Origin of the sequence: Actinoplanes sp. NPDC023801, assembly GCF_040639655.1 — a bacterium.
Taxonomy (GTDB): domain Bacteria; phylum Actinomycetota; class Actinomycetes; order Mycobacteriales; family Micromonosporaceae; genus Actinoplanes.
Window position 1 is genome coordinate 208,332 of sequence record NZ_JBFAAI010000005.1, and the last position, 25,168, is coordinate 233,499.

General features: G+C 71.4%; 25 protein-coding genes. 15 read left to right on the plus strand and 10 right to left on the minus strand.

Features of this window, described 5'->3' with window-relative positions; translation table 11 throughout:
• The 3 genes from AB0G04_RS12885 to AB0G04_RS12895 all read right to left on the minus strand — a co-directional run bounded on the left by AB0G04_RS12885 (window position 1) and on the right by AB0G04_RS12895 (window position 3,773).
• On the minus strand, window positions 1-1,536 hold the full coding sequence (locus AB0G04_RS12885) for an alpha/beta hydrolase (RefSeq protein ID WP_360981276.1): 1,536 nt from the start codon (window positions 1,534-1,536) through the stop codon (window positions 1-3).
• 102 nt (window positions 1,537-1,638) lie between these two features.
• Window positions 1,639-2,244, minus strand: a complete 606-nt coding sequence (locus AB0G04_RS12890; protein ID WP_360981279.1) for a TetR family transcriptional regulator — start codon at window positions 2,242-2,244, stop codon at window positions 1,639-1,641.
• On the minus strand, window positions 2,241-3,773 hold the full coding sequence (locus tag AB0G04_RS12895) for an MFS transporter (protein ID WP_360981282.1): 1,533 nt from the start codon (window positions 3,771-3,773) through the stop codon (window positions 2,241-2,243). Before AB0G04_RS12895 ends, AB0G04_RS12890 begins: the two co-directional genes overlap by 4 nt.
• A gap of 145 nt (window positions 3,774-3,918) precedes the next feature.
• On the opposite strand from AB0G04_RS12895, the gene AB0G04_RS12900 reads away from it, so the two are divergent.
• Window positions 3,919-4,077, plus strand: a complete 159-nt coding sequence (locus AB0G04_RS12900; protein ID WP_360981285.1) for a hypothetical protein — start codon at window positions 3,919-3,921, stop codon at window positions 4,075-4,077.
• Window positions 4,078-4,231: 154 nt separating this feature from the next.
• Entirely contained in the window at window positions 4,232-5,389 is a 1,158-nt protein-coding gene (locus tag AB0G04_RS12905; RefSeq protein WP_360981288.1) for a PfkB family carbohydrate kinase, read from the plus strand.
• A 167-nt stretch (window positions 5,390-5,556) separates the two neighbouring features.
• Here AB0G04_RS12905 and htpG read toward each other — a convergent pair whose 3' ends face one another.
• Both htpG and AB0G04_RS12915 read right to left on the minus strand, forming a co-directional pair.
• Window positions 5,557-7,419 (minus strand): molecular chaperone HtpG, encoded by a 1,863-nt coding sequence (gene htpG, locus AB0G04_RS12910; protein WP_360981291.1) that lies wholly within the window; start codon window positions 7,417-7,419, stop codon window positions 5,557-5,559.
• Between the two features lie 73 nt (window positions 7,420-7,492).
• Window positions 7,493-8,377 carry a cobalamin-binding protein gene (locus tag AB0G04_RS12915; RefSeq protein WP_360981294.1) on the minus strand — a complete coding sequence of 295 codons (885 nt, stop codon included), beginning with the start codon at window positions 8,375-8,377 and terminating at the stop codon, window positions 7,493-7,495.
• Window positions 8,378-8,634: 257 nt separating this feature from the next.
• Here AB0G04_RS12915 and AB0G04_RS12920 point away from each other — a divergent pair, with 257 nt between their 5' ends.
• On the plus strand, window positions 8,635-9,219 hold the full coding sequence (locus AB0G04_RS12920) for a hypothetical protein (RefSeq protein WP_360981297.1): 585 nt from the start codon (window positions 8,635-8,637) through the stop codon (window positions 9,217-9,219).
• 193 nt (window positions 9,220-9,412) lie between these two features.
• On the opposite strand, the gene AB0G04_RS12925 is transcribed toward AB0G04_RS12920, so the two are convergent.
• Complete coding sequence (locus AB0G04_RS12925) at window positions 9,413-10,303, minus strand: alpha/beta hydrolase (RefSeq protein ID WP_360981300.1); 891 nt, start codon at window positions 10,301-10,303, stop codon at window positions 9,413-9,415.
• 95 nt (window positions 10,304-10,398) lie between these two features.
• Window positions 10,399-10,761 carry a hypothetical protein gene (locus tag AB0G04_RS12930; RefSeq protein ID WP_360981303.1) on the minus strand — a complete coding sequence of 121 codons (363 nt, stop codon included), beginning with the start codon at window positions 10,759-10,761 and terminating at the stop codon, window positions 10,399-10,401.
• 176 nt (window positions 10,762-10,937) lie between these two features.
• Here AB0G04_RS12930 and AB0G04_RS12935 point away from each other — a divergent pair, with 176 nt between their 5' ends.
• On the plus strand, window positions 10,938-11,219 hold the full coding sequence (locus AB0G04_RS12935; RefSeq protein ID WP_360981306.1) for a hypothetical protein: 282 nt from the start codon (window positions 10,938-10,940) through the stop codon (window positions 11,217-11,219).
• A gap of 184 nt (window positions 11,220-11,403) precedes the next feature.
• Window positions 11,404-11,889, plus strand: coding sequence for a TIGR00725 family protein (locus tag AB0G04_RS12940; RefSeq protein WP_360981309.1), 486 nt, complete (start codon window positions 11,404-11,406; stop codon window positions 11,887-11,889).
• A gap of 137 nt (window positions 11,890-12,026) precedes the next feature.
• On the opposite strand, the gene AB0G04_RS12945 is transcribed toward AB0G04_RS12940, so the two are convergent.
• Window positions 12,027-12,182 (minus strand): hypothetical protein, encoded by a 156-nt coding sequence (locus tag AB0G04_RS12945; protein ID WP_360981312.1) that lies wholly within the window; start codon window positions 12,180-12,182, stop codon window positions 12,027-12,029.
• Between the two features lie 311 nt (window positions 12,183-12,493).
• On the opposite strand from AB0G04_RS12945, the gene AB0G04_RS12950 reads away from it, so the two are divergent.
• Genes AB0G04_RS12950 through AB0G04_RS12960 form a run of 3 tightly spaced genes read left to right on the plus strand, consistent with a single transcriptional unit; the run spans window position 12,494 to window position 15,909 of the window.
• Entirely contained in the window at window positions 12,494-14,527 is a 2,034-nt protein-coding gene (locus tag AB0G04_RS12950) for an NADPH-dependent 2,4-dienoyl-CoA reductase (RefSeq protein WP_360981315.1), read from the plus strand.
• A 12-nt stretch (window positions 14,528-14,539) separates the two neighbouring features.
• The gene (locus AB0G04_RS12955; RefSeq protein ID WP_360981318.1) at window positions 14,540-15,337 is read left to right on the plus strand and encodes a crotonase/enoyl-CoA hydratase family protein; all 798 of its coding nucleotides are present in this window, start codon (window positions 14,540-14,542) and stop codon (window positions 15,335-15,337) included.
• 11 nt (window positions 15,338-15,348) lie between these two features.
• Window positions 15,349-15,909 carry a PadR family transcriptional regulator gene (locus tag AB0G04_RS12960; RefSeq protein ID WP_360981321.1) on the plus strand — a complete coding sequence of 187 codons (561 nt, stop codon included), beginning with the start codon at window positions 15,349-15,351 and terminating at the stop codon, window positions 15,907-15,909.
• A gap of 43 nt (window positions 15,910-15,952) precedes the next feature.
• Here the strand turns inward: AB0G04_RS12960 and AB0G04_RS12965 are convergent, their stop codons facing one another.
• Entirely contained in the window at window positions 15,953-16,717 is a 765-nt protein-coding gene (locus AB0G04_RS12965; RefSeq protein WP_360981324.1) for a CDP-alcohol phosphatidyltransferase family protein, read from the minus strand.
• Between the two features lie 70 nt (window positions 16,718-16,787).
• Between AB0G04_RS12965 and AB0G04_RS12970 the strand changes: the two genes are divergently transcribed.
• From AB0G04_RS12970 to AB0G04_RS12990, 5 genes are all read left to right on the plus strand, one after another.
• Entirely contained in the window at window positions 16,788-17,783 is a 996-nt protein-coding gene (locus tag AB0G04_RS12970; RefSeq protein ID WP_360981327.1) for a zinc-binding alcohol dehydrogenase, read from the plus strand.
• Between the two features lie 59 nt (window positions 17,784-17,842).
• Window positions 17,843-18,241 (plus strand): 6-carboxytetrahydropterin synthase, encoded by a 399-nt coding sequence (locus tag AB0G04_RS12975; protein ID WP_360981330.1) that lies wholly within the window; start codon window positions 17,843-17,845, stop codon window positions 18,239-18,241.
• The gene (locus tag AB0G04_RS12980) at window positions 18,238-19,668 is read left to right on the plus strand and encodes a glycosyltransferase (protein WP_360981333.1); all 1,431 of its coding nucleotides are present in this window, start codon (window positions 18,238-18,240) and stop codon (window positions 19,666-19,668) included. Before AB0G04_RS12975 ends, AB0G04_RS12980 begins: the two co-directional genes overlap by 4 nt.
• 103 nt (window positions 19,669-19,771) lie before the next feature.
• Window positions 19,772-20,548: a class I SAM-dependent methyltransferase gene (locus AB0G04_RS12985; RefSeq protein ID WP_360981336.1), complete on the plus strand. Its 777-nt coding sequence runs from the start codon at window positions 19,772-19,774 to the stop codon at window positions 20,546-20,548.
• A gap of 57 nt (window positions 20,549-20,605) precedes the next feature.
• Entirely contained in the window at window positions 20,606-21,703 is a 1,098-nt protein-coding gene (locus AB0G04_RS12990; protein ID WP_360981339.1) for a lysylphosphatidylglycerol synthase transmembrane domain-containing protein, read from the plus strand.
• Window positions 21,704-21,711: 8 nt separating this feature from the next.
• Here the strand turns inward: AB0G04_RS12990 and AB0G04_RS12995 are convergent, their stop codons facing one another.
• On the minus strand, window positions 21,712-22,401 hold the full coding sequence (locus AB0G04_RS12995) for a dihydrofolate reductase family protein (protein ID WP_360981342.1): 690 nt from the start codon (window positions 22,399-22,401) through the stop codon (window positions 21,712-21,714).
• Window positions 22,402-22,514: 113 nt separating this feature from the next.
• On the opposite strand from AB0G04_RS12995, the gene ribA reads away from it, so the two are divergent.
• Together ribA and AB0G04_RS13005 are read left to right on the plus strand one after the other, a co-directional pair.
• A complete protein-coding gene (ribA, locus tag AB0G04_RS13000) occupies window positions 22,515-23,186 on the plus strand; it encodes a GTP cyclohydrolase II (protein ID WP_360981345.1) in 672 nt (223 codons plus the stop codon).
• A 50-nt stretch (window positions 23,187-23,236) separates the two neighbouring features.
• Window positions 23,237-25,150 (plus strand): SpoIIE family protein phosphatase, encoded by a 1,914-nt coding sequence (locus AB0G04_RS13005; protein WP_360981348.1) that lies wholly within the window; start codon window positions 23,237-23,239, stop codon window positions 25,148-25,150.
• The last annotated feature ends 18 nt before the right edge of the window (window positions 25,151-25,168 follow it).

A 25,168-nucleotide genomic window follows, 5' to 3' on the forward strand; every position in this document is an offset into this window, starting at 1 on the left:
TTACCCCACGGCGACACCCCTCAATCCGGGGATCAGCGGGTACGGAATGCCCGTCTGCGCAGTGAGCGGGGAGGTCGGGAAGACGGCCGGGCAGTGTGTGCCCTTGGCCGGGGTACGCCGCTCGACGAGGTAGGTGTCGATCGCCGCCCGGGCGCACGGGCTCAGCCAGTAGGTCCCGTGTCCCACCCCGTCGTAGGTGAGGAACGTGGCGCTCGGCAGCTGGCTCGCCAGGGTGGTGCCCCACTGGTACGGGGTGGCCACGTCCCACCGGCTGTTGGCGAGCAGGATGGGCGGCAGTTTCGCCGAGGCGCGCAGCCGGTGCGGCGGGTTGGTGACGCCGTACGGCCAGTTCTGGCATCCGGTCAGGTCGGTCCACGCGAGCGGGTTGAGCCTGGTGTGCGGGGCGAGCCGGTTCTGCGCCTTCTCCAAGGTCCGCAGCGCCGGGTAGCTGCCGACCTCGAAGCGGAAGTCGGAGCACATCACCGGCAGGTACCCGTTGGGAACCGGCTCGCCGCGCAGCCGGGCCGGTTCGCCGCCGTTGCCGAGCAGGATGAGCTCGTCGGCGAGCTGGAACCAGGACGCCGGGTCGTAGAGGAATCCGAAGATCAGTCCGACCAGGCCCTCCGGTGCGATGGTCGCACCGTTGACGACGAGTTCCCCGGCTTCGGCCCGTTCGTAGAGGGTGTCGAAGTAGGCCAGTGCTCCCTGCTCGTGCAGGGCGCACGCCTCGGTCCGGTCGCACCAGGCGGTGAACTGCCGGAACGAGCCCTCCATCGCCAGCGTCTCCCACTTCTGGTAGCTGGCCAGGTTCTGGGAGTGGTCCATGTTCGAGTCGAGTGTCATGGCGCGGATCCGGTCCGGGAACAGTTCCGCGTACTGCTGGCCGATCATGGTGCCGTAGGAGACGCCGTAGTAGCTGATCCGCCGTTCGCCGAGCGCGGCACGGATGGCGTCCATGTCACGCGCCACACTCGCGGTGTCCGCGTACTTCACCAGCGGCCCGGACAGGTCCCGGCACGTCCGGACGAGGGCGCGGTTGGCGGCGCGCAGTTCGGCGTACTCGGCCGCGCTGTGCGGATACAGCACCTCCGCCTGAGCGATGATCGCGTCGAGGTCGCAGTTGATCACGTTGCTGCGGGCCTGCCCGCGTGGGTCGAACCCGATGATGTCGAACCGATCGGTGATCGCCGGCGAGAACGCCTCCGGCGCGGCGTAGGCGAAGTCCACCCCGGATCCGCCGGGTCCGCCCGGGTTGATCAGCAGCGGCCCGATGCGGCGGGCCGGGTCGGTGGCCGGCAGCTTCGCCAGGGCCAGGGTCACGCTCGGGCCGTGCGGCCGCTTCCAGTCGATCGGAACCCGCAGCTCACCGCAGACGACCCGCTCCGGGGGCCCGTCCTCCGGGTCACAGGGTCCCCAGGCGATCGATTCCGCGACCGGTCCGGCCGGTTGCGCGGCGCGGGCGACTCCCGGCATTGCCACGCCGAGCAGAGCCAAGACGATGATGGGTACGGCAAGACGTGCACTTGTGCGACGCATGGGCAGACCTCACGAGCCGGGGACAGGGACGAGCCCATTGAAGTCTGCCGATGCAACCGCTGTCACCGCGTGGCGAGTCGCGCGGGTTCACGGAGGCGGTGGTCAGCCGAGCGGCAGGCCCTGCTGCAGAAGTGTCAGGGCCTGCTCGATCCGCTGGTAGTCGTACGGGGTGACCCCCTCGGCCGGCAGCACTCCCCCGGACGGCAGGACCGCAAGCATCGCGCCGATCACGGCGCCCGCGGTGACCCGGGCGGAGAAGTCGTCGGCGGGCAGGCCGGCCCGCTCGGCGATCACCGCGGCGACCAGGTCGATGGCCTCGGTCATCTGCTGCATGATGCGGACACGCAACTCGGGGATGCCGAGCACCAGCCGCTGCCGCCGCCGCTCGAACTCCCACATCTCGGGGGTCATCCCGGCGAACACCGCACGCATCGCCCGCATGATCGCCTCGATCGGCGGCATCCCGGGCGGCTGCGCGTGAATGGCCTCCACCAGCACCTCGTCGACGTCGTCGGCCAGGACCACGTCCTCCTTCATCGGGAAGTAGCGGAAGAACGTGCTCGGCGAGACCTCGGCCGCCTCCGCGATCTGCTCCACGGTGGTCGCGGTGTACCCCTGATCCTCGAACAACCGCATGGCGTGCTCGCGGATGGCGGCGCGGGTCTTCGCCTTCTTACGTTCGCGCAGGCTGCTCGAGGGCGCGGTCATGCCGCCGATTCTGCCAGGGCGGCCGGCACCCGCCCGTTCGGCCGGTCGCGCGGCAGAACGACCAGGGCGAGGATCGCTCCGGCCGCGGCGATCGCGCCCGAGGCCACCAGCGACAGCTCCATGCCGTGCACGTACGCGTCCCGGACCGAGTCGAGCAGAGCGGGGCTGCCCAGCTCGCCGGCGACGGCGGCTCCCGCCGCGGCGCTGTCCCGCACCGCGTCAGCGGCCTCCGGCGGCAGGCCGCTGACGTCGACGGCGTCACGGTAACCCGCGTTCAGCACCATGCCGAGCACGGCGACACCGATCGCGCTGCCGACCTGACGGACCGCTTGGATCAGCGCGTTCCCCGCGCCGCTGCGCTCGGCGTCGAGGGTGCTGATGGTGACGTTCATCGAGGTGGGCATGGTGAGGCCCAGGCCGACACCGGCCATGCCGATCCACGCCGCGACCCATCCGTACCCGGTGGCCGACCCGGTCGCGGTTCCGGCGACGAGGGCGGCGGCCATCAGCGCGAGACCGCCCGCGATCACGGCTCGCGGCCCGAACCGGGCAGCCAGTTTCTCGCCCAGCCGGGCGCCCACCATGAGGCCGCCGATCACCGGCAGCAGCCGTACGCCGGTACCGAAAGCGTCCGCGCCGTTCACCGCCTGGAACAGCTGCGGCAGGGCGAAGAGCAGACCGAAGAACGCGAACCCGGCGATGGTGGCCAGGACGGTGCCGCCGGCGAACGACCGGTTCCGGAAGAGTCCGAGATCGATCAGTGGCGCGGCGGCCCGGCGCTGCCACAGCACGAGTGCGGCCAGCGCGCCGGCACCGACCGCGATGGCCACCGAGGCGCGCCCGTCACCCCAGCCACGATCACCGGCTTCGATGATTCCGTACGTCACAGCGCCCAGTCCCGTCGCCGACAGCACGATGCCGGGCAGATCGAAGCGGCGCCGCCGATCGCCGTGCGACTCCGGCACGAGAACCGCGACGGCGAGCAGCCCGAACGCCACGATCGGCAGGTTGATCAGGAAGACCGAGCCCCAGTGGAAGTTGTCGAGCAGCCAGCCGCCGAGCAGCGGGCCGAGCGGGATGCCGAGGGCGTTCGCGGTGATCCAGATGGTCAGGGCCCGGGGCCGCTCCCGTTCGTCGAAGAGAACGGTCAGGACCGCACCGATCAGCGACATGATCACCGCCGAGCCGAGGCCGAGCACGGCGCGGGCGGCGATGAGCTGGCCGGTGGTCTCCGCCAGCGCGCAGGCGGCGGACGCGGCCCCGAAGAGCACCAGTGCGACGAGCAGCAGCCGTTTGCGGCCGAACCGGTCGCCGAGCATCCCGGCCGGAAGCAACGCCGCTGCCAGGACCAGCAGGTACGAGGTGGTGAACCACTGCAGGTCAGCGGTGTCGGCGCCGAGGTCACGGGCCAGGGTGGGCAGGGCGACGCTCAGCACGGTGGTGTCCAGCCCGATGGCGACCGTGCAGAGGGCGAGGGCGGCGAGGGCGTACCAGCGCGCCCGATCTTCGAATCTCTTGGTAGTGAACATATTTTGAAGGTAACTCTCAAAAGCTAGTCACCTCCATATCGTCGGGCGCGCGAACCGATCGGCGCGGCAACCTGCGCTGGTTGCGGCCCTGTGTCACGATCTTGGATGGCATTCCGGGCGGGCAGCATGCGGAGGATCGATACCGATGAAGAAGGTGCTCGGCTGGATCCTTCTCTTCCTGCTCGTCTTCTGGATCGGCACCAACCCGGGCCCGGCCGCCGAGGTGGCCCGGAGCATCGGTGAGGGCGTCGCCGAGATCTTCAGCAACATCGGTACGTTCTTCGTCGAACTGGCCAACGGCTGACCCGGCCCATGGCCGCCCCGCGAACCCCGCCGGCCGCCGTCCTGCTGGCTGCCGTCCCGCCGCTGGCTGCCGTCCTGCCGGTTGGCGTCCTGCCGGTTGGCGTCCTGCCGGTTGGCGTCCCACCGGCTGCCGTTCCATCGGTTGGCGGCCTGGGATGACGGCGCGGCGCAGACGGCTGCTCTTCGTCGGTCTGGCTACGGTCGACCTGGTGCAGCGGGTTCAGCGGCTCCCCGGCACTGACGAGAAGGTCCAGTCCGACTCCGTGGACGTCGCCGCGGGTGGGCCGGCCGCCAACGCCGCCGTCACCGCGGCCGCGCTCAGCGCATCGCTGGAGAGGACCCTCGGGCCGGAGCACGGGTTCGAGGTCACACTGGTGACCGCCGTCGGCGCGCACCCACTCGGCGATCTGATTCGTGCCGACCTGGCGGCGCACGGCGTCACCGTCATCGACGCGACGCCGGAGGCATCGGAACCGCCGCCGGTCTCCGCGGTCACCGTCCTTGCCTCGACCGGCGAGCGCACCATCGTCAGCCGCAACGCCGGGACCCGCGCGGTGCCGCCACCCGAGGAAGGACTGCCCGCCGCCGACCTCACGCTGGTGGACGGTCACCACCCGGCTCTGGCGCTCGCCGCGGCCCGCTCCGCGAACCGTCTGCTGGTCGACGCGGGAAGCTGGCGCCCGGTCTTCGCCGACATCTTCCCGTACGCCGAGGTGGTCGCCTGCTCCGGCGACTTCCGCCACCCGGCGGCCGAGGTCCTGGACGGCCGGACGGCAGCCGGTACATCCGCCGATCCCGCACCCACCGCGCCCGCACCCACCGCGCCCGCGATCGCCAGTCCCGCGCCGACCGATTCCGCCCCCAGCGGCCCCGCGCCCACCGATTCTGCCCAGCACGACGCCGCTACGGCGTCAGCGATCGCCGCGCCCCACGTGGTTATCACCCACGGCGCCGCCCCGGTCCGCTGGTTCAGCAGACCCGAGCCGAAGGACACCGCCTCACCGGCCGGAGCAGGCCGGCGGGCCGAGACAGGCGGACGCGGTGGGACAGGCGGACGCGGTGGGACAGGCGGACGCGGTGGGACAGGCGGACGCGGTGGGACAGGTCAGCACGTGACGGCAGGCGAGGTCGCCGTCCCACCGGTCACCGCGGTGGACACGGCCGGTGCCGGGGACGCTTTCCACGGCGCTCTGGCCGTCGCCCTCGTGCTCGGCGACCACGATCTGCCCGCCGCGATCGCGTACGCCGCCCGGATCGCCGCGATCCGCGTATCCCACGCCGGCCCACGGGCCTGGCTCAGCCACCTGCCCTGACGGCCGCTCGGTCGATGGCCGCGCCCGCTTCCGGCCGGGTTCGGCTCAGGCCGGGGTCGGCTCACGCCGGGGTCGGCTCCGGCCGGGTTCGCCGACACCGGCATCCGGATGACGGCGAACCAGGCCACGAAACCGGGGCCAGACCGTGCGGGTCAGACCGCGCGGCGTCAGACCGTGCTGGCCAGACGGTCGGCGAGGAGCTTGGCGAACCGGGCCGGGTCGTCGAGGTCGCCGCCCTCGGCGAGGAGGGCCGTCCCGTACAGGAGCTCGGCCGTGTCGGGCAGGGCCGGGTCCTCGGCTCCACGCTCATGGGCCGCCCGCAGGCCGGAGACCAGCGGGTGGTTCGGGTTGAGCTCGAGGATGCGCTTGACCCGCGGCCCCTCCTGGCCCATCGCCCGGTACATCTTCTCCAGGGCCGGGGTGATGTCGTCGGCGTCGCTGACCAGGCAGGCGGCCGAGGTGGTCAGCCGGTGCGACAGCCGGACCTCCTTGACCCGCTCGTCCAGCTTCTCCTTGAGGAAACCGAGCAGCGGGCCGAAGTCGCCCTCCGGCTTCTTCTCCTCCTCGTCCTTCTTGAGGTCGACGGCACCGCGAGCGATCGACCGCAGCTTCTTGCCCTCGAACTCGGGCACCGCGTCGACCCAGATCTCGTCGACCGGGTCGGTGAGGATCAGCACCTCGTAGCCCTCGGCCTGGAAGGCCTCCATGTGCGGCGAGTTCTCCACCTGGGAGCGGCTCTCGCCGGTGAGGAAGTAGATCTCCTCCTGCCCCTCCTTCATCCGCTCCACGTAGGCGGCGAGGGTGGTGGGCTCGCTGCCGTGGGTGGTGGCGAACGACGCAATCTCGAGGATCGGCTTGTGGTTGTCGGGCTCGGAGAGCAGGCCCTCCTTGACGGCCCGGCCGAACTCGCGCCAGAACGTGGCGTACTTCTCCGGGTTGTTGCTCATCAGGTCCTTGATGGTGGACAGGACCTTCTTGACGAGCCGGCGCCGGATCATCTGGATGTGCCGGTCCTGCTGCAGGATCTCCCGGGAGATGTTCAGCGACAGGTCGGCCGCGTCCACCACGCCCTTGACGAAGCGCAGATAGTCGGGGATCAGCTCCTTGCTGTCGTCCATGATGAAGACGCGCTTGACGTAGAGCTGCAGGCCCCGCCGGGCGTCCCGCTGGAACAGGTCGTGCGGCGCCCGGGACGGGATGAAGAGCAGTGCCTCGTACTCGAAGGTGCCCTCCGCCCTCATGTTGATGATCTCGAGCGGGTCGGTCCAGTCGTGGCTGATGTGCCGGTAGAACTGGTGGTACTCCTCGTCGGTGACCTCGCTGCGCGGCCGGGCCCACAGCGCCTTCTGCGAGTTGAGGACCTCGGGCTCGCCCTCGCCGGAGGAGGGGACCTTGCGGATCGGGAACGAGATGAAGTCCGAGTACCGCTTGACGATCTCCTTGATCTTCCACTCGTCGGTGTAGTCGTAGAGGGCGTCGTCCTCGTCCTTGGGCCGCAGGTGCAGCGTGATCGTGGTGCCGACCGGCGCGTCCGGGGCGTCCTCGATCGTGTAGGTGCCCTCGCCCGCCGACTCCCAGCGGGTGCCGTGCCCCTCGGTACCGGCCTTGTGGGTCACCAGCGTGACCTTGTCGGCCACCATGAACGTCGAGTAGAACCCGACACCGAACTGGCCGATCAGCTCGGCCTGCTGGTTCTCCTTGGCCTCGCGCAGCTTGCCGAGGAGCTCCGCGGTGCCGGACTTGGCGATCGTGCCGATCAGCTCGACGACCTCGTCGCGGGTCATCCCGATGCCGTTGTCACGGACGGTCAGCGTGCGGGCCTCGGCATCGGACTCGATCTCGATGTGCAGGTCGGAGGTGTCCGCCTCGAGGCCGTCCTGCAGCTTCGCCAGGCGCAGCTTGTCCAGCGCGTCCGACGCGTTCGAGATCAGCTCACGCAGGAAGATGTCCTTGTTCGAATAGATCGAGTGGACCATCAGCTGCAACAGCTGGCGCGCCTCTGCCTGGAACTCCAACGTCTCCATCATCACCCGTTTCCGTCATGTCTCGGCGTTACGACCCGATCGTAAGCTCCGCCGGGCCGGGCCGGGCACCCCGCCCGGATCAGGCCACCCGGTGAACCGCTCCGGCAGGGGCCGCGGGAACCGCGCCGGGGTGCAGGATCGCGGCGATCGCCTCGACCCCGTCCACGAGGCGCGGCCCCGGCCGTACCACCAGACCGTCGCCGTCGATCGCCCAGACCGCGGCGCCGGGGAAGTGCGGGACCACCGCCTCGGCCTGGCGGATCGCGCCTTCCAGGTGGTATCCGCAGGGGGTGACCAGGACGATCTCGGGCTGCGGAGCGGCCAGCTCGGCCCACGAGACCTGGACCGAGCGCTTTCCGGCGCGCGCCGCCACGGGTTCGCCGCCGGCCGCGGTGACCAGGTCCGGCACCCAGTGCCCCGCCGTGAACGGCGGATCCACCCACTCGACCACGGCCACCCGCGGACGTGGACGCCCGGCGACGGCGGTGGTCACCGCGGCAAGCCTCTCCCGCGATGCGGCGACCAGGTCGAGACCCCTTTCCGGTACGCCGGCCGCATGCGCCACCTCGGTGAACGTGGCCAGGACGTCCTCGAGGGTGTACGGGTCGAGGGACAGCACATCGGCCCGGCACCCGAGATGACTCAGGGCCTGGTCGACGTGGCCGGACGGCAGCGCGCAGACCCGGCACAGGTCCTGCGTCAGGATGAGATCGGGGTCGAGACCGGCGAGCGCGTCGGCGTGCAGCGTGTAAAGATCGCCACCGGCGGACATCTGGGTACGCACGTAGTCGTCGATCTCGGCCGAAGTCATCCCGCTGGTGTCGCGCCCGCCGACCACCACCGTCTTCTCCGAGCGGGCCGCCGCCGGCTCGTCGCACTCGAACGTGACTCCGACCAGGTCCTCGCCGAGCCCGAGAGCGTAGACGATCTCGGTGGCGGACGGGAGCAGGGAAACCAGACGCATACTCCACATACTGCAGGCCTGCGACGGAACATGCTGCGGGCCTGCGACGGAACCTACTCCCGGCCTACGACCAAAGGTGGATGCCTCCGCGGACAGTTACCACCATGGACCGATGCGGGCGGGGTGCCCGGCCGGGAATGCTGATCGGCACCGGAGCGGCGACCGAGCCGTCCGGCGGCTCAGCCGCTCCTGCCCCGCGGGCGGGGCGTTCCGTTTCCTCTCCGGCCCGCCGGCCGGGGTACCCACGGAGGATCTCGATGGTCACGGCACCGCTGGCTCACGACGACGTGCTCGTTCTCGACTACCTGGCCGCGCTGTGGGCAGCCGCCGGCGACCTGCCACCGGAGACCCGCGACGATCTGATGAACACGGTCGCCGGCTACATCGCGATGCGCCGTGACCTGGCCGACGATCCGTCCCGGGTGCTCAGCCGGTTAGGGCCCCCCGAGGAACTGGTCGCGGCGGTGCTCCGCAGCGGCACACCGACCCACCTGCGACTGCCGATGCCGGCATCGGCAGTCGTCCCGGTGTCGCATCCGGGTGGCTCCGAGCGGGTGGCGATCGGTCTTCTCACCGGTGGCGCCGTGGTCCTGCCACTGGTCGGCCAGGCCGCCGGGCTGCTCGTGGCGACCGTCTCACCGGGCTGGAGCCCCGTGCAGAAGGCCGCCGCCTGGCTCCTGGTGACCGGCCCGCTCGCCGGGGCCCTGCTGTTCCTCGCGATGCTCGGCGGTGTCTCGCTCTTCAGCGGTCTGAGTTTCCTCGTCCTCTACGCGGCGGCGTGTACGGGCTCGATCGCCGCCGGTCTCACGCTGCGCGGCACCGCCCGGCTCCCGCAGCCGTAGCGGGTGCTTCTCCATCGGGCGGAAAGATCATGTGATCGGGGGCCGGCCGGTGGAACGTGGATGGTCAGAACCGCAGGCGGGCGACGATCGGCAGGTGGTCACTGCCGGTCTCCGGCAGGGTCCGTTCCGCCCCGGCTGGCCCTGACCGCTGTCTCAGCCCGCTTGAGACAACGGTGGGGGCAGCCGGGGTTGGTCAGGCAGCGAGGTCCAGGATCTCGGTGAGGACCTGGTTCCAGACGGCGCGCGGCGGGAATTCGTGGCCCACACCGTCCAGCCAGACCAGGCGGGCGTTCGGGATGCAGCGGGCCAGTTCCTCCGGGTGGCCGGCCGGGATCCGGCGGTCCAGGGTGCCGTGCAGGACGACCGTCGGCGTGCCGATGCCGCCCAGCAGGGCACGGATCGGTGGGCCGTACCCGGCCAGCCGGTGGTTGAGGCGAGTCGCGGCCAGGTCGGCCGAGCGGTCGAAGACGCGTTCGGCGAGGCGGCGCAGGTACGGCTCCTCGGGGGTGAAGGGGCCACCGCACTCGCGCACCTCGTCGATCATGCGGGCCACCGCGGCCTTCCGGTTCGACCAGTCGGTCTCGTCGGTGGTCGTGGGTGCTTCGACCGTACGCACCCCGGCCGTGACCGTGCCCGCGGAAACGGTGACCGGACCGCCCACGGTGACCGGGCTGCTCGCCGGTGCCCCGCCGTCGACGCCGGTCGAGATGAGGGTGAGGCTGAGCACCCGGGACGGGTGGTGGACGGCGATCCGCTGGGCGAGGGCGGCCCCGAGCGAGAAGCCGACCAGGTGGGCGGCCGGCACCCGCAGGGCGTCGAGCACGCCGAGTGCGTCGTACATCAGGTCGGCGCCGGAGTAGGCCGGCGCGCCCGCGGGATAGGAGGTGGACCGCCCGGTGTCCCGGTGGTCGTAACGGATGACGAACCGCCGGCCCGCCGCCAGTCGCCGGCAGAACTCGTCGTCCCACCAGTCCATCGAGCTGGCATCTCCGGCCATGAGCAGCATCGGGGAGTCGACGGGTTCGCCGAAGGTTTCCACGCACACCTGGATGCCGTTGATCGGCATCATCATCTCGTGCACCACGCGTTCATTGTGGCCAGGCTCACTGACAGCGAGGTTACGCCGACATCACATCGGATGACCGGGCCACTGAGAGGACCCGGTCATCCGTTCGACCCCTACCGGTGACCCGGCGCGACGGCTGCGGCCCGTGCCTGGCCACGCACCACCCGCAGCGAGACGGCGGTCAGGCCGAGGGCGACACCGAACAGGGCCAGGTGCAGGTACGGGTCGGCGATCGGCACGAACCCGATGATCGCGACCGGGATCTGGACCACCCCGATCAGTGCCGCGAGCAGCACACGACGACCGCTCCACAGCAGGGCGGTCCACACCGGTGCGGAGACGACGAGCAGTGTCAGACCGTCCAGCAGCATGTGCAGGTACGGGTCGTGCACCGCGTTGTGAGCGAACGCGCTCGCGGGCGAGGCGATCCAGAGACCAGCGAGAACGAGGGCGAGAACGACAGCGGTACGACGCATGGGATCCTCCAGCGTGATCAGACCGTTGCTGCGAGTAATCACGGTAACACCGATCCGTAGCCTCACGTCGATTCATTCGCCCCGTCGGGCTTGTTACACAGCGTGGCACTCGAGGCTGATGATCTCGACCGTTCAGCCAGCTGACCACAAAGCGTGATCATGGCTAACCTCCCTGGGTGCGTTTGATCGAGATAGCCATGGCCAGTGCGATTACCGTCAGTATCGGTGGTGCTTCTTACGCTGCGTTGAACCCGCAGGAGCTCCGGTCCCGTGTGCAGGTGGTGGCCGACCAGGCGACATGCCGGACCGTGGAGACCGCGATCGTCGGGTACCTGATGAACAACGGAACGGCCCCCACATCGATCGGGCAGCTGAAGGACTACGTACGGGGAGACATCTCGAAGTACCGCATCGTCAACGGAACCGCGGCGGGACCGGGCTGCCCCGACGCGTCGTAGTACCCGCCGCGCCACAGCACCTGCCGGCCGGGGGAAGAAGTTCACCACAACGCAACACCCGGACTCCTGCCGCCAACATGGAGCCCTCGAATCGACGGGTCCGCCCACCCTGACGGGACCCCGTGCATGCCGGCTTCCACGCCGTGCCGCCGCCGGCCGGGCCGGCTACTGCGAGCATGGGGGTATGGCTGTTCAGGTGGCCGTCTGCGGGCCGGCCGAGTGCACCGACGACGAAGCCCGTCAGGCCCGGCGGGTGGGCGAGTTGCTCGCCGAACGCGGGGCGGTGGTTCTCTGCGGTGGCGGTTCCGGGGTGATGGCAGCGGCGGCGGCCGGCGCGCGGTCCCGGGCCGGGACGGTGGTCGGCATCCGGCCCGGTGACGGTTCCGAGGCGGCGTCGCCGGATCTGTCGGTCACCGTGGTGACGAACATGGGCCAGGCCCGGAACGCGGTCCTCGTCTGGTCCGCCGATGCGGTGATCAGCGTCGGCGGGTCGTGGGGCACGCTCAGCGAGATCGCGCTGGCCGTACGCCGCGGCGGCATTCCGGTGGTGTCGCTCGGCGGCTGGCGGGTCGTGGCCGCGGACGGCACGCCGGTGCCCGGTGCCGACCGGGTGGAGACGGCGGAGCAGGCGGTCGAGGCGGCACTGCGTCCCGGGCACCCCGCCGCATGATTGTTGCGTCCCGGGCGCCCCGCCGCATGATCGTCGACCGGCACCGATGCCGATCGACCCGCGACGGGGCCCGCGCGTGCCCCTGCGCCGAGGGCGGTGCAGAACTCAGGCGGTGCGGAACTCAGGCGGTGCAGAACTCAGGCGGTGCCGCCGGTGATCGTGTCCCACGAGTAGCCGAGCAGGGCGAACGCCGCCCCGAGCAGCGCCAGGCTGATTCCCCGGGTCGTGATCGGAAGCGCCGCCAGAATCAGCAGGATGACGGCGATGATGTAGAAGACTCCCTGGATGGACATGATTGCTCCTGAAAGTGGGGGGTGGAGAGCGGCGTCGCTGTACCCCCGCGGCGGCGGCCGCTAAACAATCCGGCGCTACGGAAACGGTCAGCCGATCCTGGGCACGCCGGTCCTGTCGACCGGAATCACGTCGCTCACCGACGGCTCGCGAGCGCCGGGGAAGCACGTGTTCCCCGCCGCCATCGATGCCGGCACACCTTGTCGCACCCCGTTGTGGCGCCGCCACCCCTCCACCTATACGCAACTTGTTGCATAGGTGTTTTGTTGTATAGGCTGCGGCGGCCGGGTTCCCGGGTGCGAGGAGGCACCGAATGACTGCGTATCCCACCCTGCTCAGTCCGCTCGACCTCGGGCACACCATGCTGCGCAATCGCGTCGTCATGGGGTCGATGCACACCAAGCTCGAGGACCGCACCCGGGATCTCCCGAAGCTCGCCGCCTTCTTCGCCGAGCGGGCCAAGGGCGGCACCGCCCTGATCGTGACCGGCGGCTACGCGCCGACCTGGCGGGGCTGGCTGCTTCCGTTCGGCAGCCAGATGACCACGACCGGACAGGCGAAGGCACACCGGGTGGTGACCGGCGCGGTGCACGAGCACGACGGCAAGATCCTGCTGCAGATCCTGCATGCGGGACGGTACGCCTACCATCCTTTCAGCGCCGCTGCGTCCCGGCGGAAGTCGCCGATCACCCCGTTCAAGCCGCGGGCGATGAGCACCCGGGAGGTCGACCGGACGGCGACCTCGTTCGCGAGGGCGGCCGCGCTGGCGAAACGGGCCGGCTACGACGGTGTCGAGATCATGGGCTCCGAGGGCTATCTGATCAACCAGTTCCTGGCGGCCCGCACCAACGACCGCACCGACGCGTGGGGCGGCTCGGCGCAGAAGCGGATGCGTTTCCCGCTGGAGATCGTGAAGCGCACCCGTGACCTGGTCGGCGACGACTTCATCGTGCAGTACCGGATCAGCCTGCTGGACCTGGTCGACGACGCCCAGTCGTGGGAGGAGACCGTCGAACTGGCGCGCGGCCTGCAGGAGCGCGGTGTGTCGATCCTGAACACCGGCATCGGCTGGCACGAGGCCCGGGTGCCGACCATCGTGACGTCGGTGCCGCCGGCCGCGTTCGCCTGGGTGACCGGCAAGCTGCGGCACGAGGTCGACGTGCCGGTGATCGCCTCGAACCGGATCAACCGGCCGGAGATCGCCGAGCGGGTGCTGGCGGCAGGCGACGCGGATCTGGTGTCGATGGCCCGGCCGCTGCTCGCCGACGCGGAGTTCGTGAACAAGGCGGCGTCCGGCCGGGATCGCGAGATCATCACCTGCATCGCCTGCAACCAGGCCTGCCTGGACCACACGTTCAGCAACAAGCGGGCGACCTGCATGCTCAATCCGCGGTCCGGGTACGAGACCGAACTCCGGCTCCTGCCCACCCGTACCCGCAAAAGAATCGCCGTTGTCGGCGCCGGCCCGGCCGGCCTCGCCGCGGCCGTGGAACTCGCCGGCCGCGGGCACGGGGTCGAGTTGTTCGAGGCGGCCGACCGGATCGGCGGGCAGTTCAGGCTCGCGGCGCGGATCCCCGGCAAGGAGGATTTCGCGCACACGCTCGCGTACTACCAGCACATGATCTCCACGCGCGGGATCACGCTGCACCTGAACCGGAGGCCCAGCGCCGAGGACCTGACCGATTTCGACGAGGTGATCATCGCGACCGGCGTGACGCCGCGGGTGCCGACGATCCCCGGGATCGATCACCCGAAGGTTGTCACCTACCAGCAGGCCGTCAGCGGGGACACTGTCGTCGGTGACCGGGTCGCGGTGATCGGCGCGGGCGGTATCGGCTTCGACGTGGCCGAATTCCTGCTGCACGAGCAGGGCGAAAGTGCCGAACACTGGATGCGGCGGTGGGGCGTGACCGATCCCGATCAGCACCGGGGCGGTCTGACCACCAGGACCAGGACGCCGGTACGCCGTCAGGTGCACCTGCTGCAGCGCAAGTCCGGTGCGCTCGGCAAAGGCCTGGGCAAGACGTCCGGCTGGGTGCACCGGGCGACCCTGAAGGACTCCGGGGTGACCATGGTGGCCGGTGTCGAGTACATCCGCGTCGACGACGACGGCCTGCACCTCACGGTCCCGTCGAACCCGGAGGACCCGAAGTCGGCACGTGAGGCCCGCGTCCTGGCAGTGGACACCGTGGTCGTCTGCGCCGGTCAGGAATCGGTCCGGGATCTCGTCGTGCCGCTCACCGCGCTCGGCACGGAGGTACACGTGATCGGCGGTGCCGACGTGGCCGCCGAACTCGACGCGAAACGCGCCATCAAGCAGGCGACCGAGCTCGCCGCACGCCTGTAGAGGACGGAACGGATGACCCTGGTGACCACCCGGATCGAGGACGGCATCGCGCAGGTGCGCCTGTCCCGGCCGGAGAAGCTGAACGCGCTCACCCTCGACACGCTCACCGAACTCGTCGCCACCGCCCGCGGGCTGCGCCGGGACCGTACGCTGCGGGCCGTGGTGATCGCCGGCGACGGCGACTCGTTCTGTTCGGGCCTGGACATCGCCGCCACGATGAAGCAGCCGCGCCGGATCGCCGCCGCGTTCGTGCCGGCACCGTGGCGCGGCACGAACCTTTTCCAGGAGGCGTGCTGGGCGTGGCGGCGGGTGCCGGTCCCGGTGATCGCGGCGGTGCACGGGCACTGCTACGGCGGTGGCCTGCAGATCGCGCTGGCCGCCGACTTCCGGTACGCGACCCCGGACTCGCGCTGGTCGGTCCTCGAGGGCAAGTGGGGCATCATCCCGGACATGACCGGCGTCCGCAGCCTCACCGAGGTGGTCGGGCTGGACGTCGCCAAGCGGCTCACCATGACCGCCGAGGAGGTCTCCGGCAGCGAGGCCGCCCGGCTCGGCCTGGTCTCCGACCTCCACGACGACCCGATCGGGGCCGCTACCGCGTTCGCCGGGCGTCTGGCGGGTCGTTCCCCGGACGCGATCGCCGCCGCGAAGCGCCTTTTCGACGGCGCGGTCACGTCCAGTGCCCGGCGCACGTTCGCCCGGGAACGGCGGGAACAGCTGCGGCTCCTGCTGCTGCGGCGCAACACGAAGATCGTGCAGCGGGCCGCGATGACGAGGTCGGCTCCCGAGTTCCGGCCCCGCGGCTCGTAACCTTTACTCCCGTGTCGTTGCGCAACGCCGTCCTGGCCGCCCTGATCAACCGCGAGGCCTCCGGATACGAGCTGGCCAAGCAGTTCCACGTGTCGGTCGCCAACTTCTGGACCGCCACCTCGCAGCAGCTCTACCGCGAGCTGGAGAAGATGGAGGCGGACGGCCTGCTGTCGGCACGCCTGGTGGCCCAGGAGAAAAGACCCGACAAGAGGCTCTTCTCCCTCACCGATGCGGGACGGGCGGCCTTGCGGGACTTCACCCGCCAGGATCCGAGACCGACGACGGTACGCGACGAGCTGCTCGTACAGATCGAGGCGCTGGCACACGCCGACGTGGCGAGCGTACGGTGCTCGATCGAGCAGCGGATCGAGTCGAGCACCCGCCGCCTGGAGTCCTACGAGCAGCGCCTGTCCGAGATCCTGCGCGGCCGCACCGAGGACGACTTCCTGGCCACCGGCAAACGGATCGGCCCCTACCTGACCCTGCAGCGCGGCATCATGTTCGAACGCGAGAACCTGACCTGGGGCCGCCTCGCCCTCAGCGTCCTGGACCGTCGCTTCCCGGCCGTGTAGCGCACTGCTCGGCGGGCTTGCCGGCCGTTCAGCCTCGAGCGGGTCAGCCGGCCAGGGCGTGTTCGCGGTGCGGTGCGGACCAGCGGCTGCGGGCGGCCTCACGGACCCGGGACGCCTGGTACAGCCACGCGATGTCACGACCGAACGACCAGGTCAGCGAACCGAGGGCGACGGCCAGCGCGAGCACCGCCAGAACGTCCGGCAGCAGACCGCTGGCGACCACGACGAGCATGACGCCCTGCTGGGCGGCGACGACCTTGCGGCTGAACTTGGGCGGCAGCGGGGCGTTGAGCCAGGGCATCGCCCACGACGCGGCGACGAAGACGTACCGGAAGGCACCGATGGCGACGGCCCACCAGCCGTACTCGGCTCCGGCGTAGATGCTCAGCATCAGGATGAGGAAGGCGTCGATCTCCATGTCGAACCGGGCACCGAGCGATGTGGTGGTGCCGGTGCGGCGGGCCACCTGGCCGTCGACGCCGTCCATGGCCAGCGCGACCGCGGCCACGGTGACCAGCAGCGCGACCGGCGAGTCGGGGGTGAGCACCATGGCGGTGACCCCGCCGGTGAGGATGGCGCGGCCGAACGTGACCGAATTCGCCCAGCCGAGCCGGGCCATTCCGGCACGCTGGAGGGCGAACCCGAGCAGGCCGCACAGAGCGGTGCCGTAGACCACCCCGGCGACCCAGCCCCACGTGCCGATTCCCACCGTCGCGGACAGCGCGGCGAGCAGGAGGAGCTGGGCGGCGAACCCGGCCAGCGGAGCCCGGTACGGACTCGACGTGGTCGTGACGGTACTGATGGTCACCGTTCCTCCTGGGCATAGGGTTAGCCGCTGTCCCCGATTGACACGCTCTCCGGGGGGATTCGGTTCAGTCATGATCCGTTCAGTTTCGAGAGGAAGACCGTTGGACGCTCGTTCGTTCTGGTTGACTTGCCCGGGAACCGGCGAGATACGCACCGAACGGGTGCCCGATCCGGGCCCGGGCGACGTGCTGGTGCGCACACTGCATTCCGGTGTGAGCCGCGGCACCGAGACGCTGGTCTTCCAGGGCCGCGTCCCGGAGAGCCAGTGGGCCGCGATGCGCGCCCCGTTCCAGGACGGCGACTTCCCGGCCCCGGTGAAGTACGGCTACCTGAGCGTCGGGGTCGTCGAGGCCGGTGTCCCGGAACTGATCGGGAGGACGGTGTTCTGCCTGTACCCGCACCAGACCCGATACGTGGTCCCGGCGTCCGCGGTGACCGTGATCCCGGACGGTGTGCCGGCCGCCCGCGCGGTGCTGGCCGGCACGGTCGAGACGGCGGTCAACGCGGTGTGGGACGCGGCACCCCAGATCGGCGACCGGATCACGGTCATCGGCGGCGGGATGGTCGGCTCCTCGGTCGCGGCCGTCCTGGCCGGGCTACCGGCGACGGACGTCGAACTCCTCGATGTGGACGGCACCCGGGCGGGCACCGCCGCCGCACTGGACGTGGCCTTCGCGCATCCGGACGACGCCCGCGGGGACCGGGACATCGTGATTCACGCCAGTGCCACCGAGGCCGGGCTGCACCGTGGCCTGGAACTGCTGCGTACCGAAGGCACCCTGGTCGAGCTGAGCTGGTTCGGTGACCGCCGGGTCACGGTCCCGCTCGGGGAGAACTTCCACAGCAGGCGCCTGACCATCCGCAGCAGCCAGGTCGGCGGCATCTCCCCCGGCCGGCACCGCGACTACGCCCAGCGCCTGCAGGTCGCCCTCGAGCTGCTGAAAGACCCGAGGTTCGACGCTCTGACGACCGGGCACAGCGACTTCGAAGACCTGCCGGCGGTGCTTCCGGCACTGGCGGACGGAACGCTCAAGGCCCTCTGCCACGTCATCGACCACCTGATTTGATCTTTCCCGGTCGGGTACCCGTAGTACCGCCACGAACCACACCTCAAGGAGATGAGCCCTTGTTCAGCGTCACCGTCCGCGACCACATCATGATCGCGCACAGCTTCAGCGGCGAGGTCTTCGGACCGGCGCAGCGCCTGCACGGCGCCACCTTCGTGGTGGACGCGACCTTCCGCCGCCCGGAGCTGGACGACGACAACATCGTGGTCGACATCGGCCGGGCGAGCGAGCAGCTGCACACCATCTGCTCCGGGCTCTCCTACCGCAACCTCGACGACGACCCGGAGTTCTCCGGCGTCAACACGTCCACCGAGTTCCTCGCCAAGGTGATCGCCGACCGTCTCGCCGTCCGCGCGCACGCCGGCGAGCTCGGCCCCGGCGCCACCGGCCTGACCGGCATCTCCGTCACCCTCCACGAGTCTCACATCGCCTGGGCGACCTACGAGCGCGACCTGTGACCCACCCGCTGTACGCGGTGCTGCCGGCGTCGGTCGACGACCCGGCGGCACCGAGCGGCGGCAACCGATACGACCGCGAGGTCCTGCGCCGCCTCACGGCCGGCGAGCCGGAGGACGGCGAGGACCGGCCGCGTCTCTTCGACGTACGTGAGCACCTGGCCGGCGGCGCCTGGCCGCGCCCCGCCGAGCCGGACCGCCGGGCGCTCACCGCGGTGCTCGACGACATCCCCACCGGCTCACTGGTGCTGCTCGACGGTCTCATCGCCTGCGGCGTCCCCGGACTGCTGGAACCGCACGCCACCCGCCTGCGCCTGGTGGTGCTGGTCCATCTGCCACTGAGCGACGAGACCGGCCTGCCCGCCGCCGACGCCACCGAGCTGCGCGCCCTCGAGTGCCGCACGCTGCGCCTGGCCACCGCGGTGATCGCCACCAGCACCCAGGCCGCCCGCCGGGTCGAGGGTCTGCACGGCCTCTCCGGCGTCCACGCGATCCCGCCGGGAGTCACCCGGGCGCCGCTGGCCACCCCGTCGCCGGACGGCGGCCGTCTGCTCAACGTGGCGTCGCTGACCCCGCGCAAGGGCCAGGACGTGCTGCTGGCGGCCCTGGCCCGGCTGCCGGACCTGTCCTGGACGTGCACCGTCGCGGGCGCCGGCCACCTGCCGCCCGTGACACCACCCTGGTCCCACCGGGATGACCGGATCGGCCCGCCGCCAATCCCGGACGAGACCGGCTCGCCACCAATCCCGGACGAGACCAGCCCGCCGGCAGCCCCGGAGGAGACCGGCCCGCCGGTGTCGCTGGACAGGATCAGCCCGCCGGCGATCCTGATCCTCGACGGTTCCGCTGACATGCCCGTGGGACCACCCGGAACGGCGGAACGCCGTCACGATCCGGAACCTCAGGCGATCGAGCACGGGCACACGGGCGCCGGGGATCGCGGGGTGCGGTTTGTGGGTGCGCTGGACGGGCCGGCGCTCGACGACGCGTACGACAACGCCGATCTTTTCGTGCTGCCGTCACGCGCGGAGACGTACGGCATGGTGGTGACCGAAGCCTTGGCCCGCGGCTTGCCGGTGGTGGCGACGGATGTCGGAGGTGTCCCGGAGGCGCTCGGCGCCGCGCCGGGCGGCGGTGTGCCGGGGCGCCTGATCCCGCCGGACGACCCGGAGGCCCTGGCCGGCGCGGTGCGGGACTGGCTGACCGACCCCGCGCTGCGAGACCGCTGGCGCGCCGACGCCCGGTCCCGGCGGGAGGCGCTGACCGGCTGGGACGAAACGGCCCGCCGGCTGTCCGAGGTGCTGAACGGCATCATGCGGCGGCCGGTGCCCGGCGACGACGCCGGAGAAGCGACGGACCCGGCCCGCGTGAAGGCGTCGGTCAAGGCAGATGCTGGACAAGACGATGCCCGAGGAGGCAGCGATGACTGAGGTGCACGGCTCAGGGGGGCACAGCTCAGGGAGGCAGGGCTCTCGGGGGCAGGGTTCGAGCGAGCCGGGGGCCGCGGAGGGCATCCGGGGTGCCGGGCCGACGATGAGCGCCCCCGAGGAGGGTGACTTCAGTCCCACCTGGCTGGCCCTGCGGGAACCCGCCGACGCGGCGGCCCGGGCCCTCGACCTCGTCGAGATGCTGCCGGGCTCCGTCCGGACCGTTCGCGACCTCGGATGCGGGACGGGTTCGCTGGGACGGTGGCTGTCGCCGCGGCTCGGCTCCCCGCAGCACTGGATCATGACGGACCGGGATCCAGCGCTGCTGGCCCACGCGGCCGCGAGCATGCCGGACGGGGTCACCGTCAGCACCGAGCAGCTGGACGTCGCCGACCTGACCGCCGCCGACCTCGCCGGCACCGACCTCGTCACCTGTTCGGCGCTGCTGGACCTGCTCACCGTCGAGGAGGTGCATCGGCTCGCCGGGGTGTGCGCCGAGGCGGGGGTCGCCGTGCTGTTCACGCTCTCGGTGACCGGAGAGGTGCAGCTGGCCCCGGACGATCCGCTGGACGCCGAGATCGAGGCGGCGTTCAACGCGCACCAGCGTCGGGTGGTCGACGGACGCCGGCTGCTCGGGCCGGACGCCCCGGAGACCGCGGCGGACGCGTTCACCAAGGTGGGTGCGGCCGTCACGGTCCGCCCGAGCCCGTGGCGGCTCGGCCCGGCGATGCCGGCGCTGACCGCCGAATGGCTGCGCGGCTGGGTCGGCGCGGCCGCCGAGGAGCGCCCCGATCTGCCCTCCGGCGACTACCTGAACCGCCGTCTCGCAGCCCTTCCGCATGTTTCTGTGGGTCACAGGGATGTTTTGGCGATCTTCGAGTGAACCCTGAGCCACCGACCGGGCGTACTAGTCCTCGAAAGCGACGAGGGGACATGGGACGTGAACCGATCGATCTGGGCCTGGCTGCGTCTGGTGGGTGGCGCCGGCATCCTGGCTCTGGTGATGTGGCGGCTCGGGACCGGTGCGTTCCTGGACGGGATGCGGGTGCTCGACGCGGGCGCGCTGCTGGCGGCGGTCGGTATCGGCGCCGCGACCACGCTGCTCAGCGCGTGGCGGTGGTGCCTGGTGGCTCGCGGGCTCGGGATGCGGCTGTCGCTGAGGGACGCGACGGCCGACTACTACCAGGCGTTGTTCCTGAACGCCGCGCTGCCGGGCGGGATCCTCGGCGACGTCGGCCGGGCGGTGCGGCACGGCAAGGGTGAGGGCGACCTGGGACGTGGGGTCCGGGCCGTGGTGCTGGAGCGTACGGCGGGACAGGTCGTCCTGCTCGTCGTCGGAGCGGCTGTTCTCGTAGCCGTACCCTCGCCGGTCTTCGATCTCCTGAAGGCGCACGGATCGCGGATCGCCGCGGTGACCGCCGGGATCGCCGCGGCCGGCGTCCTGATCTTCCTGGGACTGCGCCGGCTGCGTAGCGGCCGGTCGAAGGCGGCGGGCGCGGCGCGGACCGGGATGAGCGAGATCCGGGCCGGGCTGCTGTCGCGGCGCAGCGGGCCGGGCGTGCTGCTGGCGTCGGCGGCCGTCCTCGCCGGGCATCTGGCCACGTTCCTGGTGGCGGCGCGGGCCGCCGGTAGCGCCGCCTCGCTGCTGGAGCTGGCGCCGCTGCTGCTGCTCGCGCTGATCGCGATGGGCCTGCCGGTGAATGTGGGCGGCTGGGGACCCCGCGAAGGGGTGATGGCCTGGGCATTCGGTGCCGCCGGTCTGAGCGCGGCACAGGGGCTGACGATCGCGGTGGCCTACGGCATCCTGGCGTTCGTGGCGGCCGTGCCGGGCGCCGCGGTGCTGGTGGCCCGGCTGGTGGCGCGCCGGGCCGGGAAGCCGGTCGTCGAGCCGGCACCGGTGCGCGCTCTCACCGCTCTCCCTGCTGTCACCGCTCTCCCGGCTCTCACCGCGATGCCCGCGCCCGCGCCGGCTGCGGTGGTCGTACCGGTCCCGGCGGTGCGGCTGCGGGCCCGGGCACGGGTCGGTGTCGCGGCTTGACGGACGGGTTACTGGCCGAAGCGGTCCGACAGGGCGTACCTCAGCAGCACGCAGTCGCCGATCTGGCGGACGTCGGCGAGGGTGGCGCGGTTGTCGGAGCCCCACGGGAACCGGCCGTCGTAGACGAACCGCGGGGCCCTCGAGTCACCGACGAAGAACGGCGCCACCACCAGCTGCAACTCGTCGGCGAGGCCGGCGCTGAGGAACTGGGTGTGCATGCGGCCGCCGCCCTCGACCATCAGCCGGCGCACGCCACGCGCGCCCAGATCGGCGGAGACCAGCCGGACGTCGACCGGGTCGCCCCCGTCGACGACGGTCGCCGTCGCGCCGAGGAGCTTGCGGGCGTCGTCCAGGGTCGACGTCGCACAGTAGACCAGCTTGTCCGCGTCACCCGCGGTGAAGAACGACGCCTCCGGGTCGAGGTGGCAGCTGCCGGTTACGGTGACCTTCACCGGGTCCGGATCTTCCCCTCGGGCGATCCGGGCGGCGCGGCGGGCCGCCGAGCGCACCAGCAGCCGCGGATTGTCCTGGCGGATCGTCCCGGCGCCGACCAGGATCGCGTCGCACTGGGCGCGGACCGCGTCGACCCGGTCGAAGTCGGCTTCATTGGAGAGGAGCAGCCGCTCCTCGGTGGTGTCGTCGACATAACCGTCGATGGACATGCCACAACTCAGCAAGGTGTAAGGACGCTCAGCCACCGATGACGCCTCCAGGTATCGGCCCTCACCATAATCCCCGTGTGCGGGAGCCGGAGTCTGGGCAGAGGATCACCGGCGCGCCGAGCATGGCGGGAACCAAACGAGGAGGACCGATGTTCGAAGCCCAGGTCACGCGTCTCGCGGTCACGGAAGCCACGCTGCGGCGGCAGGTCACCGTACCGCTGCGCTTCCCTGACGGCTACGCGACCAGTGCGCGGGTGATGACATTCGACGGGCTGGCCGACGGGAAGGAGCATCTCGCCCTCGGCCTCGGCGACTGGCAACGGGCCCTCACCAAGTCGGCAGCCGGTGGGCGGGCACCGCTGGTCCGCCCGCACAGCGAGTGCCTCACCGGCGACGTGTTCGGCAGCCAGCGCTGCGACTGCGGCCCGCAGCTGCGCGAGGCCGTGGAACGGATCGCCGACCAGGGCGGGTTCCTGCTCTACCTGCGGCAGGAGGGCCGCGGCATCGGACTGTACGCGAAGCTGGACGCCTACGCCCTGCAGGACGACGGACTCGACACCTACCAGGCCAACGTGGCGCTCGGCCGCGGCGAGGACGAGCGCGACTACACCGCGGCCGCGCAGATGCTGGTGGCGCTCGGGGTGGACCGGGTACGCCTGCTCAGCAACAACCCGGACAAGGCCGCGCAGCTCACCGAGCTGGGCATCGACGTGACGCAGCGGATCCCGACCGGGGTGCACCTGTCCGCGGCCAACGTGCGGTACCTGAGCGTGAAGGCCACGCACACCGCGCACACCATCGACCTACCCCTGGCCGAGTGACGTTCGGCGCTCTCCAGCGGCTGTTCCGGCAGGATGGCAGGGTGACCGGCGTGGAGCTACCGGAAGCAGGCGACCTGGGCGCGATGACCGCGGCGGTCGACCAGCTGCCCTTCATCGTCGCCGTGTGCGAGGGACCGGATCTGTTGCTGGTGGCGGCCAACGCGGCGACCCGTGCGGTGCTGCCCGGCCGGGACGTGATCGGCCGCCCGATCCGGGATGTGATCAGCGACCTGGCCGGGCAGCAGTTCGTCGACGCCTACTACGAGGTGTACCGCACCGGCGAGCCGATCAGCGGCCGCCAGTGGCGCGCCCACCTGAGCCGGCCCGACGGATCGGTCCACGAGATGTACGCGACGTTCACGATCGTCCCGTGGATCGACGGCGGCGTCCTGCGCGGGGTGATCGGTGCCGCGTTCGACGTCACCGGCCTGGCCCGCGATCAGCAGGCCGCCGAGCAGGAGGCTGACCGGCTGCGCGAGCACTACCGGCAGAGCCGCGACGTGATCGACGCGTTGCAGCGGGAGCTACTGCCGTCCGGGCTGCCGGTGCTCCCCGGCCTGCAGGTCGCGGCGAGCTACCTGCTCGCCGAGGCGGACACCGCGGCCGGCGGTGACTGGTTCGACGCGGTGGCCCGGCCGGACGGGCGGGTGGCCCTGGTCGTCGGCGACGTCGTCGGGCACGGCGTCACCGCGTCCGGGGTGATGGGTCAGCTGCGGGCGGTCCTTCAGGAACGGCTCGACGCCGGAGCCGGCGTCGCCGAGGCCCTGGCCGCGGCGGACCGGCTGGCCGGGCGGGTGCCGGCGGCCTACGCGGCGACGGTCTGCCTGGCCGTGCTCGACCCGGCGACCGGCGGGCTGTCGTACTGCACGGCCGGTCATCCGGCGCCGCTGGTGGTTCCGGCCATGGGCGGTGCCCGCTACCTCGACACCACCCGGGGCACCCCGCTGGGCACCGGCGGCTCATTCCCGGTACGGCAGGACCGGCTCGAACCCGGTGACCTGCTGCTGCTCTACACCGACGGGATCCTCGAACGGCCGGCCGCCGTCGCCGACGGGGCCGGCGAACTCGCCCAGGTCGCGGCGGACGCGGCCGCCGGGCGGGCGCTGCACGATCCGTCGGCGACCGCGGCGGAACGGGTGTGCGCGCAGACCCTCGAACTGCTCGTCCGCTCCGGCGGCTACGCCGACGACATCACCCTGCTCGCGGCCCAGCGCGTGCCCGTCGTACCGGACATGGCCCTGACCCTTCCGGCACGGCCGGGAGCCCTGCGCGATGCCCGCCGGAGCATCGCCGCCTGGCTGAGCGCGATCGGCGCCGCCGAGAACGACGTATTCGTGATCCAGCACGCCCTGGGTGAGCTGGCCACCAACGCGATCGAGCATGCGCTCGGCGGCGACGGCCGCGAGAACATCGAGATCCGCGCGAGCCTGGACGGATCCGGGCAGATCGAGGCCACCGTCACCGATCACGGCGGCTGGCGGACCCCGGAACGGCAGCCGACCCGCGGCCGGGGCCTGGCGCTCACCGCGCAGCTCGTGCGGAGCCTGCGGGTGGACCCGGGCGTGCACGGCACCGTCGCGACCGTCCGGCATCCACTGGTACGCCCGGCCCGCCTTCTCGTCCACTTCGACGAGGCCGTACCGGTGCCACCACGCGACGAGGAGGTCGCCATCACCGAGTTGCCCGGCGGCGACGAGGCGCGCGTCCGGCTGGACGGGCCGGTCGACGCGGGCACTGCCGCCGGCGTACGCAAGGAGCTGTTGCGCCGTAGCCGTGGCGGCACCGTGCCGATGACCGTCGACCTGTCCGGCGTCAGTCACCTGGCCAGTGCCGGGGTGTCCGCGCTGCACGAGGTGGCCGTCCACCACCACGACGGGAAAGCGCCGCTGACCCTGATCGCGGCACCCGGCAGCCCCGCCGGACGGGTCCTCGAACTGGTCGGACTCCCGTCATCCACAGGGTGAATCCGATCAGCCGTCCGG